This window comes from Paenibacillus caui (assembly GCF_019904135.1).
GTDB lineage: Bacteria > Bacillota > Bacilli > Paenibacillales > Paenibacillaceae > Fontibacillus > Fontibacillus caui.
On record NZ_JAIOGQ010000014.1, the window covers coordinates 94,677 to 112,196 of the forward strand.

The 17,520-nt window shown below is 52.1% G+C and carries 12 protein-coding genes and 1 pseudogene; 1 reads left to right on the top strand and 12 read right to left on the bottom strand.

Annotated features, from left to right (window positions below; genetic code table 11):
- Nucleotides 1-40 precede the first annotated feature (40 nt).
- The 11 genes from K7397_RS10390 to K7397_RS10440 form a co-directional block, all read right to left on the bottom strand.
- Nucleotides 41-1,498: a glycoside hydrolase family 32 protein gene (locus K7397_RS10390; RefSeq protein WP_223067885.1), complete on the bottom strand. Its 1,458-nt coding sequence runs from the start codon at nt 1,496-1,498 to the stop codon at nt 41-43.
- Between the two features lie 26 nt (nt 1,499-1,524).
- Nucleotides 1,525-3,192, bottom strand: coding sequence for a glycoside hydrolase family 32 protein (locus tag K7397_RS10395; protein ID WP_223067886.1), 1,668 nt, complete (start codon nt 3,190-3,192; stop codon nt 1,525-1,527).
- Nucleotides 3,193-3,313: 121 nt separating this feature from the next.
- On the bottom strand, nt 3,314-4,675 hold the full coding sequence (locus tag K7397_RS10400) for an ABC transporter substrate-binding protein (RefSeq protein WP_223067887.1): 1,362 nt from the start codon (nt 4,673-4,675) through the stop codon (nt 3,314-3,316).
- 134 nt (nt 4,676-4,809) lie between these two features.
- Nucleotides 4,810-5,769, bottom strand: coding sequence for a carbohydrate ABC transporter permease (locus K7397_RS10405; RefSeq protein WP_223067888.1), 960 nt, complete (start codon nt 5,767-5,769; stop codon nt 4,810-4,812).
- Nucleotides 5,770-5,789: 20 nt separating this feature from the next.
- Entirely contained in the window at nt 5,790-6,692 is a 903-nt protein-coding gene (locus K7397_RS10410; protein ID WP_223067889.1) for a carbohydrate ABC transporter permease, read from the bottom strand.
- Nucleotides 6,693-6,705: 13 nt separating this feature from the next.
- A complete protein-coding gene (locus K7397_RS10415) occupies nt 6,706-8,991 on the bottom strand; it encodes a DUF5696 domain-containing protein (RefSeq protein WP_223067890.1) in 2,286 nt (761 codons plus the stop codon).
- A gap of 33 nt (nt 8,992-9,024) precedes the next feature.
- Nucleotides 9,025-9,714 (bottom strand): Yip1 family protein, encoded by a 690-nt coding sequence (locus tag K7397_RS10420; RefSeq protein WP_223067891.1) that lies wholly within the window; start codon nt 9,712-9,714, stop codon nt 9,025-9,027.
- Nucleotides 9,711-11,180 carry an NHL repeat-containing protein gene (locus K7397_RS10425; protein WP_223067892.1) on the bottom strand — a complete coding sequence of 490 codons (1,470 nt, stop codon included), beginning with the start codon at nt 11,178-11,180 and terminating at the stop codon, nt 9,711-9,713. The genes K7397_RS10420 and K7397_RS10425 overlap by 4 nt, the downstream gene beginning before the upstream one ends.
- 13 nt (nt 11,181-11,193) lie before the next feature.
- A complete protein-coding gene (locus K7397_RS10430; RefSeq protein ID WP_223067893.1) occupies nt 11,194-12,063 on the bottom strand; it encodes a carbohydrate ABC transporter permease in 870 nt (289 codons plus the stop codon).
- Nucleotides 12,064-12,080: 17 nt separating this feature from the next.
- Nucleotides 12,081-12,980, bottom strand: coding sequence for a carbohydrate ABC transporter permease (locus tag K7397_RS10435; protein WP_223067894.1), 900 nt, complete (start codon nt 12,978-12,980; stop codon nt 12,081-12,083).
- Nucleotides 12,977-15,814: an extracellular solute-binding protein gene (locus K7397_RS10440; protein ID WP_223067895.1), complete on the bottom strand. Its 2,838-nt coding sequence runs from the start codon at nt 15,812-15,814 to the stop codon at nt 12,977-12,979. The genes K7397_RS10435 and K7397_RS10440 overlap by 4 nt, the downstream gene beginning before the upstream one ends.
- Before the next feature lie 509 nt (nt 15,815-16,323).
- Between K7397_RS10440 and K7397_RS10445 the strand changes: the two genes are divergently transcribed.
- Nucleotides 16,324-17,328, top strand: coding sequence for a LacI family DNA-binding transcriptional regulator (locus K7397_RS10445; RefSeq protein ID WP_223067896.1), 1,005 nt, complete (start codon nt 16,324-16,326; stop codon nt 17,326-17,328).
- A gap of 80 nt (nt 17,329-17,408) precedes the next feature.
- Here the strand turns inward: K7397_RS10445 and K7397_RS22015 are convergent.
- Nucleotides 17,409-17,520, bottom strand: a pseudogene (locus tag K7397_RS22015) (group II intron maturase-specific domain-containing protein); the annotation flags it as partial.

Consider the following 17,520-nt stretch of genomic DNA (forward strand, 5'->3'; position numbering starts at 1 on the left):
ATACAAATGATAAAATTTCAAATAGCGGACAGCCCTTGCCTTACGGGCGCCAGACGGAACGTAAAGGATAAATATTAAGCTTGGTGAACGTCACCGAACCCCCGGAAGCGAACAGCTCGATTCCCTTGCTTTCCGGGTCTGGATAAATGAGCGAGGTGAACACGGTCTCCCCGTCATCTACAAACCACTCCACAACGCTGTCGTCGACGAAACAGCGCATTTTCAGCGGATTGCTCCGGGTTGTTCTGACTGCTTTCAACACTTTGGCAAAATGGGCCGGCGCATCGAAACGATTGATAAGCTCGGTATAGCCCGATCGTGTCCGGTCCAAATACAGCTCTCCGCTGTCCGGACGATAGCCCAGCTTCGTTCCTTCCTGTTTCGAGCTGCGTAGCGAAATACCAAACTCCCTGACTTGCTCCCACTGTATTTCGGCTTCAATTTCATAGGACAGCCCTGCCTGAAAAATATCCAGCTTGACGACCCCATCCGCAGCCTGAACCGGACCTAAGGCTATCACGTCTTTCCGAAGCTGTTTCAGCTCCTCCAATGGCTGCTGCACAAGCTTCGGCTCGCCGCTTCCGTCCGTCCGCAGCGACAAACTCCGGGGAATCGACATTCCGCCCTTCCAGGGATTCGTTGGCGAGGAGAAAGGATACTGCCAGTTTGAAAGCCAGCCGAGCCAGATCCGGCGTCCGTCATGATCCGGAATATCGCTATAGCTTACCGCGGCGTAAAAATCTTGGCCATAGTCGGTCCAGCGGATCTCCTGATCCGGAGCATCACTCACGAACCGGTGCCCGTCGAAATCCCCGATGAAATATTGAGCATGGGAACCGTCCGTTTCCTCGTTGTCTCCGATGCTGACATGAAGCACCCATTTGGCCTTCAAAGGATCGCCGTCCACAGGAAGCCGGAACAGGTCCGGGCATTCCCATACGGCCGCCTGACAGCCCTGTCCCTCGCCGAACCGGCTTTCGAAGGTCCACTCTTTAAGATCAGGGGAGCTGTAGAAGTAGATTTCCTTATTCACCGAAACGACCATGATCCAGCGGCCGGTTTCCTCGTGCCACAGCACCTTCGGATCGCGGAAATCCTTAAGTCCCGGATTGGGGATGACCGGATTGCCCTGATACTTCGTCCAGCTTCGCCCCTTGTCGCTGCTGTAAGCTATGCTCTGAGACTGGAGTCCGTCCTTGTAATGCGTAAATATCGCGACAAGCCCCGGTTTGCCTCCAAAAAAACCCGTCGTATCGCGCCAGTCCACGACGGCGCTGCCCGACCAGATGTCGCCCAGCTCATCCCCCACCAAGGCAAGCGGCAAATGCTCCCAGTAGAGAAGATCCCGGCTGACCGCATGTCCCCAGCGGCCGGTGAACTGGTAAAATTGATGGTATTCGCCTTCAAAATACACCATCCCGTTCGGATCGCTCATCGGTCCTTGCGGCGGGGTAAGATGAAATTGAGGGCGGTAAAGCTCTTTGTACAGTTCAGCCATCCTTGTCACACCATCCTTCCTTAAGATCAGGAGGAGGGAAGAAGCATCTTCAGATCCTTGACGGTGGTCAGCCCCCCGCCGGAATACCATCCCCATGATTTGCCCGGCATTTTATAAATCCGTGTCGTTAGAGCCACTGAATCTTGAATATAGAAGGTGCACACATCATTCTCCACGATGAGGGTAAAGGAGTACGGGGTATTCGCCGTAAGCTCGATGGGAACCTGGATATCCGGGTTTAAGGAGCCCAAAGCGTCTCCTGGAGCGGCATCGTACCGGACACGATTCTCGCCCGGTTCAAGCCTGATGCCGTATGCCTTTTCCGGTTGGTCTCCTGCGCCGAACACGATTCCGGTGTGTTTCACATCCGCATCAAAGGTAACGGTGCCGGTTATTTTAGCCGTAGCCGGAAGCTGCTCAAATACGAGGCCGGCGAGCCCGTTTTTGCCCTGCAGTTGAATGCTTCCCTCGCTCCCTGAAGCCTCTCCCAATGTCTTGACTTCTTTAAGCGGCGCTTCTAACGAGAACAGCTTGCCGACTTCATCCGGCACCTTCACCGCCAAGGTTTTGTCCGGGTTCTGAATCAGCTCATGCGAAGCCATGTTGCCGGCCCAGTCCCACTTCATATAATCCTTTTCATTCTGGCGGGTGGGAACCCAGCCGAACAGAAAGGTTCTGTTGCCCAGCGCGCCTGTTTTGGCCGCGTAGAAGCCTTTTCCGTCAAAAAGATCCTGTGCGGGCTTCTTCCATGGACCGTTCAGCGACTTACTCATCCGGTAATGCGTCGCGCCTTTGTCGCTGAATTCGGAGAACACCATGTACCAGGTATCGCCGATCTTGAACAGGTCGGCGCATTCCAGCATGAAATAGTTATCCGTATCCTCAATCTTCAAGGGCTCGCGGTACTTCCAATGGCTCATATCCTTGGACGTGAACAAGGCAAGCACTCCGCCGCTGACGCCTTTTTGTCTGGCGCTGACGAGCATCCAGTACTCCTGCTTTTCTTCGTTCCAGATGACGAACGGATCGCGGAAATCATCCCGCTCATACCCTTCAGGCGCATAGAAGGTATCCTCCGGAACCTTCTTCCAGTTCTTCAGGTCCTTGCTGACCGCATGCATGACGGCTTCCTTCGGCTTGTTCTCGTCAGGAAACATCCAGTTATGTCCTGTATAGTAAAAATGATAGGTATCTCCCGCCTTGATCACGCTGCCGGTCCCGATCGCCAGGTCCTGCTTGCCGGCTTCGGAGAAAGGAATAGCTTCCGCTTTGTACGTATAATCAATCAGATTGGACGTCGTCACCTGAAAAATCGGATGAAAGCCGGGAGCGTCGTTGCGCCAGTCCTGCAAATAGTAAAGTTCAATCTGCTTTCCGTTATTAAATGGCATCACATCGCCGACCCAGCCCTCGGGCGGCTTCCAGAATATCCGGTCCGGCACCCGGACAAACGGCTGCTCGGAGGCTTGCAAGGCCGTAGCCGGGTTCGTGCTCGGAGCCGCGCTCCCGGTCGTACTCTGGGACCCGCCGGCGGGTCCCGAATCTGTACCGGAGCTGGCCGCCCCGGCGCTGTCAGCCGGAGCGCTGATATCCGGCGCAGCTCCCTTATTACCGCCCGAACAGCCGGCAACCGTAATCAGGATGGCGCACAGCGATATCCACAAATTCTTTTTAAACGCTGATGTAATCGTCAAGCATCTCCCTCCGTTTACAGGGCAAGACCCCCCTGCCGTCTCCCGCCGGAGCTACCAGCCGCCATAAAGACGGGTTCCCCCAAGAGACGGCATGGGAATCCAGGCTGCCTCGTTCACACGATCACTGGGTCAAAGTGATCTTGATGCCTTCTTCCAGAATGCCTTTCGCTTTGGCAGCGAAGGTGCCTACAGGCGTTCCCGATTTGATGCCTTTCATCACTTCGGCATTGGCGTCGAAAAACTTCTCTACGCCAATCGGCGCGAACAAAATGCTCGAGGCGAGCTGATTCATTAAATCCACTTTCTCCTGGCCGTACAGCTTGACATTGTTGGCATTTGCCACTTCAAGCTCGTTCTTGGCCAACATTTTGATAAATTCGGCTCCGCCCTGTGGATTCTTCGAAACGGCCGGGATCGACCATCCGCTAAGTCCGCCTGGACCTACGCCCTGCTCTCCTTTGGGACCTGTCGGAACCGGTACAAAGTCGATTTCATAGTCGCTTTTGAACGCATTGTAGCCGCCAAACCCGTATTCCGCGCTCATGGCCAATTTGCCGTTCTTGAACTCCTTATTGAAATAGTCGCCTTCTTTGGTTCTGTCGATGAATTTGTCTTTAAGCAGCGCATCCTGGGTAAATTGCATCGCTTCTTTAACATTTTCCGAGTCGTAGTTGGTTGTAATGGTGCCGTCAGCATTGTAGGAAAGAAGGGTTTTCCCGTTCGATGCCAGCATCAGGGCATAGCCCGCATCCCACCAGCCGAAGCCGAACTGATCGATTTTGCCGTCGCTGTCCGTATCCTGAGTCAGCTCTTTAGCCACTTCGCGGAAAGCGTCCCAGGTCCAGTTCCCTTCTGCATAATACTCGGCAGGTGTCTTCACACCGTTGTCCTCAAACATCGTTTTATTATAGAAAATCACGATTGGAGCCGCCGTCGATCCTACCGCATAGGGCTTGCCGCCAAATGAGAACGCGCTGGTCACCGACTTGTTCCAAAGCGAATCTTTCAAATCGATATATTGATCGATCGGCTGCAGGATCTTTTTAAGCGGGTAGACCGGGAAGTTCTGATCGTTCGCCTGTGCCACGTCCACCTGGTCGCCCGCATTCACCATGGAGATCAAGGTAGACTTTTGATCGCCCCATGGAACGGCTACAACGTTCACCTTGCCGCCGAATTTCTTTTCAAATTCCGGAACCGTTTCCCAGAGCGCATCGTAGGCATCCGGATTAGTGGCTTTATTCTGTTCATATTGCTTTTTCGAGGTGTGATACAGAATGGTAATGTTCGGATTGTCCAGCTTGACTTCTTCCGGCGGCTTCTCGCTTTCCGTGCCTGTGCTTGCACTGTTTCCGCTATTGCCGGATGGCTGCGCGCTGTTTCCTCCGTTTCCGCTGTTTCCCCCGGAGCAGCCTGAAATGAGCGCTGCCAGCATAATGACCATAAGCAGCAAGGAACCAAATGATTTTCTAGTTTTTCTCATTAATGAATACCCTCCCAAGCTTTTGTGGTAATAAAAACATCTGCATGACCTAAAAACTCCCTTTTTCCCTAAACGAAACGCCCATTCATTCAAGCGGCGGCACCACCACCCTTACGGTAATCTGAAACCGTCTGTTACTTGATCCCTACATGCTCAATGCTTTCGGTAAAATAACGCTGGGTCAGCAGGTACAGAATAAATAGCGGCAGAATGGCAAGCAGCGCCCCCGCCTGAATGCGGGTCACCACAGCGAGCGGATCGCTGATGGTCTGCACGTTGACCACGGACTGCAAATCGACCCGCAGGGAAGACAGCGCAATGGCAAAGTTCTTCTTTAAATTGCCAAGCAGCAGATTGGACAAATAATATTCGTTCCAGTGCCAGACGAAAGAGAACAGGAATACGGTTATAATCGAGTTTTTCGCGTTTGGCAGCATGACCCGGAAGAAGGTTTTGAACGGACCCGCTCCATCCATGTAGGCTGCGTCCTCCAGTTCAACAGGCATGCCCTTGAAGAATTGGCGGAAAATAAAGATGTACAAGCCCGATCTGAGCCCGAGTCCCAGCAGGGATGGCAGGTAGAACGACGTATAGCTTCCTACCAGGCTGACCGAATCCGGCCCTCCCGTCACAGCCGACACCAGCTTCATGATTCCAAAACCGTCGAAATACTTCATGTCCGCGTACATCGGCAGAATAATCGTCTGCACCGGGATCACAAGCGTCAGAATCACCAGCCCGAAGAGCACATTCGACAGCGGAAATTTGAATCTCGCAAATCCGTAAGCGACAAAGGCGCAGGACAGAACGTCCAAAATCCCGCACCCGAGCCCAATAAACAGGCTGTTCTTGAAGGCTCCCCAGAAATCCATAACGCGGAGCGCATCCGTAAAATTGCTCAGCGTAAATGTCTTCGGAATCCAGATTACGCTCGGGTCAAGCGCGTCGGCCGGAGCGCGCAGCGACATGCTGAGCATGTAAATCAGCGGGTAGAGCAGCTGGTAGCCCAGGGCGGCAAAGACGATGAACCGCAGAGTGGAGATGATCAGTTTTTTCGTTCTTTTGCTGAGACGGTTCCGGAGCATTTCGTTCATCTGTGTTTCCTCCTCTCTCATTAATCCTGCAAGTAGACGATGCGTTTCTTCAGGAACAGGTACACCACGCCGAGGAATACGGCGATCGCGAGACAATACATCCAGGCCATGGCGCTGCTGTAGCCGAACCGGACCTGGGAAAAGGCGGCATTATAGATCATCAGGATGACCCCGTTGCCATAATCGGTAAAGGTGTCGATGATCGTGTACACGATATTCAGGAGCATCATCGGCGTCAGCATCGGCAAGGTGATTTTCCAGAACTGCTCCCACTTTCTCGCGCCCTCAAGGGAAGAAGATTCATATAAATAATCCGGTATCGTATGGAGCCCGGCCAGGAAGAGAAGCACCTGCACGCCCGACCTCCAGGTTAAATCGAAAATGCGGGATATGACGTTGTTGAAGACGCCTATGAGCTGCTGTCCAAATCCAAGCTCGGTCAGTACGCCATCAAGGCCTCCCCCCGAGAACAGATATACGCTTTCAACTCCGCCGCGCATCCCCTGCGAGAACACATCCTCTTTCAGAATTTGCATCAATACCCCGGAAGCGATGATGACCGGCAGGAACGAAACCGCCCGCATCAGTCCTCTGCCCCTGAACTTGTTCTTAAGCAGAACGGCCACGAACAGGCTGTATACAATAATCAGCGGCACGCTGTACAGCATGTTGACCAGCGAATTGACGCCTTCGCGGATGAAAGCCGGGTCTTTATACAGCGCATATTTGAAGTTGTCCAGACCGACATAGGCGCCCTTCAGGCCCTGCGGCGTCATCTCCAGATTTTGAAATGCATACTTGAAGGAGACGATCATCGGCTTCAGGAAGAATAGAATAAATCCTAAAATCCACGGGAAAACGAACATGAGACCGTATACCTGTTTCTTCTTCTCATAGGGTACTAACTTCCATCTTCGGATCACTCATGTCACCCCCTTATTGAACCAGATAGCTGTCCGCTTCCACGCGTTCAGCACCGACTGTGACGGCTTCGTCTGTATAATTGACAATCGCCGATTTTCCGCCTTCGAAGGTCGTACGGTAAACGCCCGGGCCAAGCTGCTCATGACCGATAATCGCACGGCCCATAATTTCCCGCATCGCATCGTTTAGTGTGTTATATTGCTTCGTCACATCGTCGAGCCAGGAATCGAAATTGCCGCTGTACAAGGAATCGAGCACCGTGCCCTTCAGCACATCTCCGTCCCTGGCAATAAAGCGGTATGACGGGTAAGTCCCGGTTTCGATCAGCTTGAGCATATAATGATCCGGATCGCTGGACAGGTTGACCGGCTCGCTGAATGCGGGAATCAAGCCGCTGACCACAATGCTGTAGAAGGGAACAGTCTCGTCCTCTACATCAAAATCGCTGGCATACAGGGGGACATCGGTGAGACGATCCGCAAAAGGAAACGTATAGGCTGCGGCGTGCTCAAACATCATACTGAAGTTGCCCTCGCTTGCCTTTTTAAGGCCGTCCTGCCATAGACTGCCGACCTGATTTTTGGAAAGAGAACGCTTGCGGAAGTCTGAATACATCGTACTGCCCATCCCTTGGTAGGCCACGCCGCTCAGACCGTATCGGTTCGCGGACCCCGCGAATTTTTCAAGGGCGCGGGCCACCGATTCCGGTTTAAGCAAATACCAGGGACTGATCTTCGGATTTTTCGTTCCATCGCTCAAACGGAATGCATACTGCAAAGCAGGGCCCCTGCTGATTCCCTTGGCGACATCCCAGAATTTATGGAATCCGTTGCCGCCTTTGTAGTAATGAACCGGATCTACTGCGGGATAGAAAGCAACGCCTTCATCCTTCAGCTCATTCGCCAGCTTCCTGAACTGCTTTTGGCCGCCCAGGTTCGACTCGGCTTTGACGGACGTAGTCACTTTCCCCCGCAAGCCTCCCGCCTGCCATCCTTCGTACTTGATCAAGAGATTGTTCAGCCCTTTCTCCTTCAGGACTCCGGCTGCCTTTCGCAGATCCTTGTAGGAGGTGAGCGCTTTAACCGTGCTGTATGGAATACCGAACAAGGTTTCCCGTTTCTTGATTCCACCAAGGAAGGTCATGAGCAGCGGAATCTGATCCTGCTTCCCTAGCGCCTCGGCGCCCGCACCCTGTTCTTCAGTCAGGTACTCCCGGTATCTGACAGCCATTCCGGCATAACTGGCCTGATCGCCGCTCAGGAAAAAATACTTCACCTCATACGGAATCGTTCCGAAAAGCGGCTCGGAGGAGCGAACAACCTGTTTTTCGTTAGCGGTGCCTTCCAGAATCAGGTTCGATTCGGATTCCATCCCGTTCAGATAACTGTAAACGGTGTTGTACTGGTTGTTCTTCCGGCTGACATCTGCGGTGATGCCTGCCTGGTAAGCTCCTTGATGAATGACCGCCAGAAAGGCGTGATCATTCTTTTTAATTCCGAATACCGGAAGCTTGATGTCCTCCTTCACCGCGGTTTGCTGCGTGACCGTGAGCGCCTGGTCAGCCCCGTAGACGCGATCGTTATAGCCTTTATTGATCTGCTTGTTGTTATTGAAACGGATCAAGGCTCCGCTTCCGTCCGGGACAAACAAATAACCGTCGTCTTTTAGATTGCCGGCCCCAAAGAAAGGCAGCAGGCTTATGTTCACCAGCTTGTATTTAGCCCCCTGTGTAATCCGGTCCGTCAAAATTTTCGCCGAAAACGAATCATCGCTAATCGTATACTGAACAGGAATGGTCATATCCGCCTTCGGAAAAGTAAACGTGATTTCGATGCCTCCGTCGATCTTGCTCCATTCGAATTTCTTGTTCTTGATGCTTCCCGTATAATTGTTCAGCAGGAACGGTTTGGACTGCAGGTCGACGTACTCGAGCAGCAGCTGGGAGCGCAAATCCATCTTTTTGGTTCCCTTAGCGATTTTGTCCTCCTTCAAATCTTGAGGGTTGCTGGTCCAAACCTCCCCTGACCTCAGATCCGTGACCGCAATTTCACCTGTCTGCGAATTAAAATCAAGGGCCAGATTCCGGCTCGCGGCGACGCGCTCCATCCCTTGGGCGCTTACGGCTGCTGCAGCGGTACTCCGGACAGCGGACGGCGCGGGCGCAGCGGTATTCCGAACTGCGGATGACGCGGGCGAGGCGGCGTGACCCATAGGGCTCCCGTATGCGGAACAACCGGTTGCCAGGATCAGCCCGAATGCCAGAACGGTCCCTGCAAATGAACGTCTCTTCATCTTCATCTTCAGCTTCCTCCTTTCTCCACCATGGTCCGTCTAAGCCCGGAACAGTAACTCGTTGTATATCGTATAGAGAAACACATACAGCTGCTGGAACAGCGTATAGAACAATACGGCCAGGAAGACTACGATGCCCATGGCGGCAAAGGTAAGAAGGATCGATTGCAAGGTCCTTACAAATCCGTAATCATGAATGATTCCCATGCCGATCACCATCAGAATGCTGCTCCAGATCAGGCCGACCACCATCATATAGTACAGAAAGGCGCCCTCTTCCCGAAGCAGCACATTGCTGAAGAAGATCGTGATCAGGGTTGCAATTACATACGGAATAAGCGAATAGGCGCTAATAATGACAATTTCGGCTGCCTTCCCTTCGCCTTCCATCCATGTGGCCACCGCCCAGTTGCAGACGACCCACAAAACGAACAGCACAATGGTCTTGGTGGCGATCAGCCAGACATTCAGAGCGGCGGGGTCCGCATAGTTGAAGATAAATCCTGAATTTTGCCGTTCCATCAAGGCGGAAAGGAAGAAGACGAACACGATGATTCCGGCTGCCGGGATCGAGCCTTTACGATCTTCTTTAACCGCATAGAAGCCGTCGAACGGATGAATCAGGCAACGCAGCGGATTGATCTTACCGCGAAACAGCGTGAAGATTCTCATGGTTTGGTCTCTTTGCAGCGGATTGATCTTGCCGCGAAATGGCGTAAAGGCTCTCATGATTTGGTCTCCTTTCTTTTCTTGATGGTCCAAAAACGCTTAAGCTTCACAGCATAGTAAACAGCGGCGAGCAGCAGAATCAGCGTCATAACGAGCGGCAAATACTCGCGAACCGCGCGGATCCTGACTTCCGCAAAGGTATCCGAATAACCTGCGTGATCTGCGCCCATCCGGTACTGCTTCATCGCTTGCCCGTACTGCTCATCCTTCTCGAGCGCCTTCGCGATTCCTATGTTAGCCACGCGGCTGTTCTGATTGCGCCTGGACACTTCCTTCCAGATCTGAGAGGCTTCCTCGTACAGCCCCTGGTTGTAGAGAACGGTTGCCTTGCGCACCAGCTCGCCGTATTCGCTCAGCTTGAACACGGTAATATTGAGCTTAGCCGTGTCCAGCACCAGCACTTCGCCATTCCGGTAAGCCACGGCGGTGGGCTGAAGAAATGTTCCTTTCTGGTTGCCGAGGGACCCGAAGACCGCCACCTGGTTGCCTTCCTGGTCATATTCGAACACATGTCCGCGCGTCCGGTCGAGCGCGGCGATAAACCCGTCTCCGTCAATGGCAAGATCCACGAAGGAGGTATCCACCTTGACGGATTGCTTCATCGTGTACTCCCTGTCGCCGAACCGCAGCTCGCCCTGCTCTCCCTTCAGGACATTGTTACCGAGCGGATTCAGCTTCTTGATCTGCTCGCTGGAGTTTTGCGATACGATGGTCGTCGTGTAGACGAAATCGTCCCGCCCCAGGTCCAGATTGGAATATTCGATCGGCAGCAGCTTCGCCATGGAATCGCGCTGTTCCTTGGTCAGCACGCTTTTCCAGAACGACTCAAGCACGACTGCCGGCGTTACCTCCACCTTGTTGCTGCCGAAATAACCGGTAAATTGTCCGCTCGTATCAAACTGCATCAAACCATAATACTGGCCTTCGGACAGGACATAGATTCGGCCGGCGCTGTCGGCAGCCACCTTTGTCGGCTTAAAGACGAACGCTTTGGGAATGAGCGGATGAGCCGGGTTCTTGATGACGAGATCGACCTTGCCGTCTGGCCCTATCCTCAGGACGCGGCCGTTGCCTTTATCGGCAACATACAGCTTTCCTGCAGAGTCTGCGTAGATGCCGGTCGGGCCTGATAGCTTCGTCTTTTGTCCGTCCATCTCCAGCTCTTCGATAATGCCTGTCTTCTGAAATTTGCCGTTCAGTTTGACGATCCGGTTATTCCCGGTATCCGCAATGTAAATCAAACCGTTATTGTCAACGAACATATCCTGGGGCTCATTGAACTGTCCCGCCCCGGCATCCAGGCCCGTATAGATAGCCTTTGGCAAATAGCTGAGCGGCGCCGCCTTCGATTGGTTCCACTCATTGTAGACATAAGCTGGGTAGGATGCCTCTGCGTTTACCCGGGCCGTTCCCGCCGCAAGCATGGGAAGCAGAAGGACAGCGGCAAGCAGGATCTTGATCTTCATGTCTTTCCTCCTGTCACTTGATTCCCGCAAAAGTCATAGTTTCGACGACCTTGCGCTGGAGCAAGACGAATATAATAATTGGCGGAATCATCAATATGACCGAAGCCGCAGCGCCCGCGCCCATCCGGGCAATCGGATCGCTCGCCGCGATCTGCTCAAGCGCCATTTTGAACACCTTGAGCGACTCGCTGTAGATCAGCTCCTTCGGAGCGTAGTTCCACAAGTTTACAAACTGGAAAATAACGACCGTCATGACAGCCGGGATGCAGTTCGGCAGCACGATCTGGAAGAACGTTCTGAACTCGTTCGCCCCGTCGATCCGCGAAGCCTCCAGGATGGCGTCCGGGAGCTGCTCTATGAACTGCTTCATCAGGAACAGTCCCAGCGATGCTCCGATCCAGGGCAGGATCAGCGCTCCGTAAGTGTTGACCAGCTTCAGATTGGCCATCAGGATAAACTGCGGAATAAACGTGACCTGCGGCACGAACATCAGGGCCATTACGATGATCGAAAAGAGCGCCTTTTTACCCGGAAACTTGTGCTTCGCCAAAGGGTAAGCGGCCATGGAAGCGAAGAGCACATGGAATACCGTCCCGAGCACAGCCACGATCACGGTGTTGAAAATATACCGCGTCAGCGGGACCCACATGTTTGACGCTATTTGAAACAAGCTTTCATAGTTATCGAAGGTTGGCCTTCTGACGATCAGCCTTGGCGGAAACTGCAGCAGCTCATTGATGGGTTTAAATGACGTTATAAGCGCAAAAATGAACGGAAACGCGGAAAACACGCCTAAAAGGGCAATGATGCCAAATATAATAATGTTCCCGCCAAGGGACCTTCTAGCTTTGGCCCCGGCTTTCTTCTTTTGGATCCTGAACATGTTCTCCCTCCTTAAGGTCAGGTGCCGACTTTGCTCAGCAGCTTGCTTACGACCCGGTTCGTCAGCACCATCATGACAAACAGCACGACAGCCATCGTGGAGGCGTAACCCATTTCATACCGGATCGTCCCGTAGTCCATAATGTGCGTGACCATCGTCTCGCCCGCATATTCCGTACTCGGAAAGCCGGCCAGCTCGATGGAGACGTCCGCGACACTGAACGACACCACAATCTGCATGACCGCGCCGAACACCAGTTGCGGAATCATGGACGGAAGCGTAATGTACCACAGCTCCTGAAACCTGTTTTTGATTCCGTCCATCACTCCGGCTTCGTAGAGGCTCCGGTCGATCGTCTGCAGCCCGGCGACAAAGGCCAGAAAGCTGATGCCAAGGCTCATCCAGAGCTGAACGACAATGAGGATAGGAAGAACATATTTCTGGTCAACCAGCCAGGCGATGGGATCGCTGATGAAACCGAGATTCATCAATATACCGTTCAAATAACCGTAAGCATCGGAGCTGAAGAACAACCGCCACATCGGATATACGGAAGCCCCCACTATGGCCGGCAAATAGAAAACGACTGTAGCAATGGAACGGAGCGTTCTGGACAAGTCATTGATCATCCAGGCGACCAGAAAGCTTAGCGCATAGCTGATCGGTCCCGTTATAAAGGCAAAGAGCATCGTATTCTTCAGCGCAATGATAAAGATGTCGTCGTCGAGGAACAGCCTGATATAGTTGTACCAGCCGACGGCGCGGGGCGGCTCGATCATGTTGTAATAGGTGAAGCTGAATACAAAGGACAAGATGACGGGCAATATCGTAAAAAGAATAAAAAATAACAGGTAAGGCGCCATGAGCAGATAGCTCTCTTTATGCTTTCGTATACTTTTCCATATTCCCGTATTCATTGATCCACCCCGAATTCATACCGCTTGCGGGTAATTTCCTCATTGATCTGCTTGTTCCAGAAATAGAGCGATTCGCGCGGATTTTTCCACTGGAATACAACGCTGCGGAAGGCGTTGTCGATATTCCGGGAAGTGTAATAGCCGCCCGGCAGCTCCGGAACTTCCTCCACCTGTTTCCACTGCTCCATCAAAACCGTTTGCTCGCTTCGGCTCCATGGCGTTGCCGCGAATGCTTCGATATTGGCTGGCGTACGCCGGCCCAGAACGCCCATTTCGTTCTCCAGCTCTTTGACAAATTGGCTTTGCGTCTCCGGGCTGTTCCACCACTGCATGAATTTCCAGGCAGCTTCTTTGTTCTTTGCATTTTTGAGAATAATGCCTGCCGTGCCATTGGCCGCACTGATTCGATTAATGCTGCCGTCCGGCTCTCTTACTCCAGGGATCGGAGCCATCTTCCACGTTCCATCAATTTCGGGCGCAACTGCCACCAGCGTGTTATACAATTTGTAGCTGGTAATCACAATCGGCATTTCCCCGCTCCAAAACCGGTTAAAATCGTTCTTGTACAGCGGGTAGTCATACAAGTTGTAGAAATCGGTCCACTGCTTGAACGCCTTGTAAGCTGTCTGTTCATTGAATCTTGTTGACGTATGCTGATCGTTGTAGACTCCGCTGTCGTGCTGCATGAGCAAGGTCGGGAACAAATTCAGAAGACCCATGCCCTGATTGAGCAGCGCATACGCGTCCAGGCTTTCGTAAGGAAGCCCGATCTGAAGGTTGTTATTTTGCAGGACCGGAGCGATCTTCATGAGGTCATCCCAGGTTTCGGGCGCCTTGAGACCCAGTTCCTTCAGGACGTCCTCCCGGTAGAACATCATGAAAAACTGCTGCTCATCCGGAATCGCAAAAGTATGGTTCTCGTACTTGTAAGGATCGAAAGCGGTTGGCATATACTCCTTCGTCATAGTTTCAAAGCCACCAAACTGGTCCAGCGGCTCGAGCGCGCCGCGAATCGCCAAATTCATCGTATCTCCCCGGTTCGTGAACAGGTTGATGTCCGGTCCCACCCCGGCCATGACCGCTTTGACCAAAGCGTCCTTCACGAGGTTCAGGTTGACGCTGATCCCTGTCTCGGGCGTGAACGATTCCTGGATCATCCGGTTCAAAACATAAGCCTGGTCGCGGCCAAGGCCGATCCACACATCAAGGGGTTTGCTGGCCGCCCTTTTGTCCTCCGCGCCGATCGTGTCGTAATTCTGCATAAAGGAGCCGCTAAAGGCTCTCATCTCATGGACAGCGCTTTCAGCAAAATTAGCGTCGCCTCTCGGAGCTGCGTGATCCGGTGAAGCCGTATATAAATAGTCCAGTTCCAGCGGCTGGCTTTTAACAGTCAGAATCCAGTCCGCCACTCCGGTAACATTGCTTTTGTAAGCATCAAGCCGTTTCGGAATGGTATCGGGACGCTCGACAAAACTGTCCAGCTGCAGCGCCAGCATCCGGAAGGTCGAGGAACCGGCGTTCTTCTGTGCCGACATGTGATCCAGCGCGTCCGCTTCCTTCTTCAATCCTGCGGATAACCGCTTGAACTCGCCGGTCAGCTCAGGAATACTCTTATCCAGATCGTAATCCCGGTAAGGGTCCGGCGTTACGCCCGTGATCATGACGATTTTCCGGTAAATCTGGTTCATGTCGAAAACCATGCCCTGCACGTTCCGCAGAGATTCCGCCAGTTCTCCGAGCGTTACTTCCATTTTGATCTCATGGGTTCCTTTCGTTAAATAAAACCGGTAAGGCTCGCCGTTCTCATCGCCAAGGTCTTTGATCTTCCAGGCGGTATCATAATAAAACCGGACATGCTCAAGCTCGGAAAAAGGCACCTGACCGTCCAGGTATATTTTTCTGGAGACAAAAGATCCCTTTACCCGGTTCTGGTGATAGCGCATCCCGATCTTGTACCAGCCGTCCTGCGGAGCCTCGACTTCCCAACTGATCCACTGCCCCGCCACATCCCAATTGCCGCCCCCGATCGTATTCATCCGGATCTTTACCGGATTGTACGGCTCTGTCAGCGGACTTGAACGGTCCGTTGTCGGAAAAAGGCCTGCCGCCGACTTCAAATAGGGGGATTCCGCCTGAACGGTTTGAAAATAATTTTTGTCCGGCGCACCGCTGCCGTTCCCTTTATGCTGCTGGACATAATCCGCGTAGCTCAGAGGTTTCTTCACCTCGGTCAAACGCAGGTAATCGAGCATCGCAGACTCGCGGCTGTTTGTCAGCTTGATCGTATGCCTGCCGGCAGCGAGATCCAGCTTCAACGTTCCGTCACCCAGTTCATCCGCCTCACGCACCATCGTCTCAAGCCATATATTTTCTTCAACCTGCTTCGGCCTGAGCTCATTTCCATCCGTTTTCTTTACCGCCGCCGAGGCGTCTTTCCACGCGCGGTTCAATGTAAACGGTTTCTGACCTCCCAGCACCTTACCGTCAAGCGTCATCGAAAACTCGATATCCTGTCCGTTGCCCTTAAGCGGATAGTAGCCGATCGAGACTTCATACTGCCCGCTGGCAGGAACATCAACGTTCCATGCCACCGAGCCGCCTTCCTCCCATTTGACCACTTCGCTTCGCTCTTTCCATTCCGCAACAACAGGCGAAGCGGACAGGTTGCTGTCCTTCGCATAAGCCATGATCCCGGTGTTCGGACGCTGCGGCTGCTTGTAAATATAGGCCGGAGGAGACGCTATCTCCTTTTCGGAAAAAGTTAGAATACTGATCACGGCCAAAAGCACCACCAAGCCAGCACAACCGGCAATTGCAATCATCCATTTTTTCATCTCGGCCTACCCCCGGAAACGTTATGCACTTATTGTGCATATATTAAACATTTGCTTTACATAAAGCATTACATAATGTAAACATTTATGTGTGCACAAGCGAAGTATAGCGCTTTCAAATTGAAGTGTCAATGCCAATTCCATTAAGTTCACAATTGTAAATTACCCGTGATGAAACGACGCATTTTTTCAGAAAATGTATTTGTCTTTCCATGCCTGTTGTGGCTTTAATCGCTGTTAAAATAAGAAATTTCGCCAAGCTCTTTAACTTTGTAATAAATGGGCACAAGCTCTTTTTTTACCCCGAAAAAATACTTATAATGAAATTAAGCCGCTCAAAACGGATAGGGTTGGGACCAAGATTTGCGAGCCATTACAAGACTGCATGGACACCATTTCTATCCCCGCATCATTTACACTATAGTTTACATTTGCACATATTAATGCTAACATTTCATCATAATCATGACAGTACTATAACCGTAAATGACTGTAAAAGGAGCTCAGGTATGGCGGAAAGAGTTACGATCCAGCAAATTGCCGACGCTTTGGGATTGTCGCGCAATACTGTATCCAAAGCGCTGAACAACCATCCTCAAATTCCCGATACGACGAAGGAGAAGGTTGTCCAGAAAGCAACAGAGATGAAATACAAAAACTTTCATTCTTTAAGAATTGGCAACATCGCCCTTCTCGCCAGAGGCGACATTAATGCGATCAGCTTTTATTCCGAAACGATCAAGGGAATGGAGACGAGGCTGCGCGCGGAAGGATTCAATCTGATTCTTTCTCTGGTCAGTCAGGAAGATATAAAGTCGCGGAGGCTTCCGGCCAACATCCATTCCTCCAACGTTGACGGCATTGTATGCATCGAAATTTTTGACAAATCGTATATTCAAACCGTGCTTAATACCAATATACCGACCGTGTTTATCGATTTTATTCCGGACACCGTATTCACGAGCCATAAATACGACATCATTCTGATCGAGAATGAGTATCCAAGCTTCACACTTACGGAAGGATTAATCAAGCGGGGACATCAGCACATCGGTTTTATCGGGGACTATAACCATTGCCGGAGCTTTTATGAGCGGTGGCTCGGCTTTGACCGAGCCTTAAGAAATTCCGGCGCCGCACCGGGCAGTCCTTACAGCATTACTTTGCCGGACAATAACCCTTATCTTCATGTAGAGTGGATGGCGAACCAGCTCAAGCAGCTGCCCTCCCTCCCAACCGCCTTTGTATGTGCGAACGACGATATCGGCATTGCGGCCATTCGCGCCCTCAAGGAAATGAACTACCGTATTCCGTCGGATATCGAAATAACCGGTTTTGACGATATCGCCAACGCGGAAATTATCGATCCTCCGTTAACTACCGTGCATACCTACCCTTATGATCTTGGTACCCGGGTAGTGGATGCGCTGCTTGTCCGCATCGAGCAGCCCGAACGGAACAATGAAACTATCTATCTGGAGACGATCATAATTAAGCGGGGCTCTACAAAATAGAATCGAGTAGGAGGGGGCGGCTAACCCCCGTCCTCTCACACCACCGTACATGCGGGTCCGCATACGGCGGTTCCAAAAGGTTAACGAAGTTCCAAATAACGAGAAAGCAAACTTTTCAGCCCTTTCGCTTCCCAGAAAGAAGTCGGAAGGGCATTATTTGTGTTTCGAGACATTTCCCATGCACCACGCCGG

Bases quoted from the DNA above. Each gene is read 5' to 3' on its own strand.
- K7397_RS10435 (WP_223067894.1), bottom strand. From the start codon at position 12,980: ATGAATACGGGAATATGGAAAAGTATACGAAAGCATAAAGAGAGCTAT.
- K7397_RS10390 (WP_223067885.1), bottom strand. From the start codon at position 1,498: ATGGCTGAACTGTACAAAGAGCTTTACCGCCCTCAATTTCATCTTACC.
- K7397_RS10445 (WP_223067896.1), top strand. From the start codon at position 16,324: ATGGCGGAAAGAGTTACGATCCAGCAAATTGCCGACGCTTTGGGATTG.
- K7397_RS10430 (WP_223067893.1), bottom strand. From the start codon at position 12,063: ATGTTCAGGATCCAAAAGAAGAAAGCCGGGGCCAAAGCTAGAAGGTCC.
- K7397_RS10440 (WP_223067895.1), bottom strand. From the start codon at position 15,814: ATGAAAAAATGGATGATTGCAATTGCCGGTTGTGCTGGCTTGGTGGTG.
- K7397_RS10400 (WP_223067887.1), bottom strand. From the start codon at position 4,675: ATGAGAAAAACTAGAAAATCATTTGGTTCCTTGCTGCTTATGGTCATT.
- K7397_RS10420 (WP_223067891.1), bottom strand. From the start codon at position 9,714: ATGAGAGCCTTTACGCCATTTCGCGGCAAGATCAATCCGCTGCAAAGA.
- K7397_RS10425 (WP_223067892.1), bottom strand. From the start codon at position 11,180: ATGAAGATCAAGATCCTGCTTGCCGCTGTCCTTCTGCTTCCCATGCTT.
- K7397_RS10415 (WP_223067890.1), bottom strand. From the start codon at position 8,991: ATGAAGATGAAGAGACGTTCATTTGCAGGGACCGTTCTGGCATTCGGG.
- K7397_RS10405 (WP_223067888.1), bottom strand. From the start codon at position 5,769: ATGAACGAAATGCTCCGGAACCGTCTCAGCAAAAGAACGAAAAAACTG.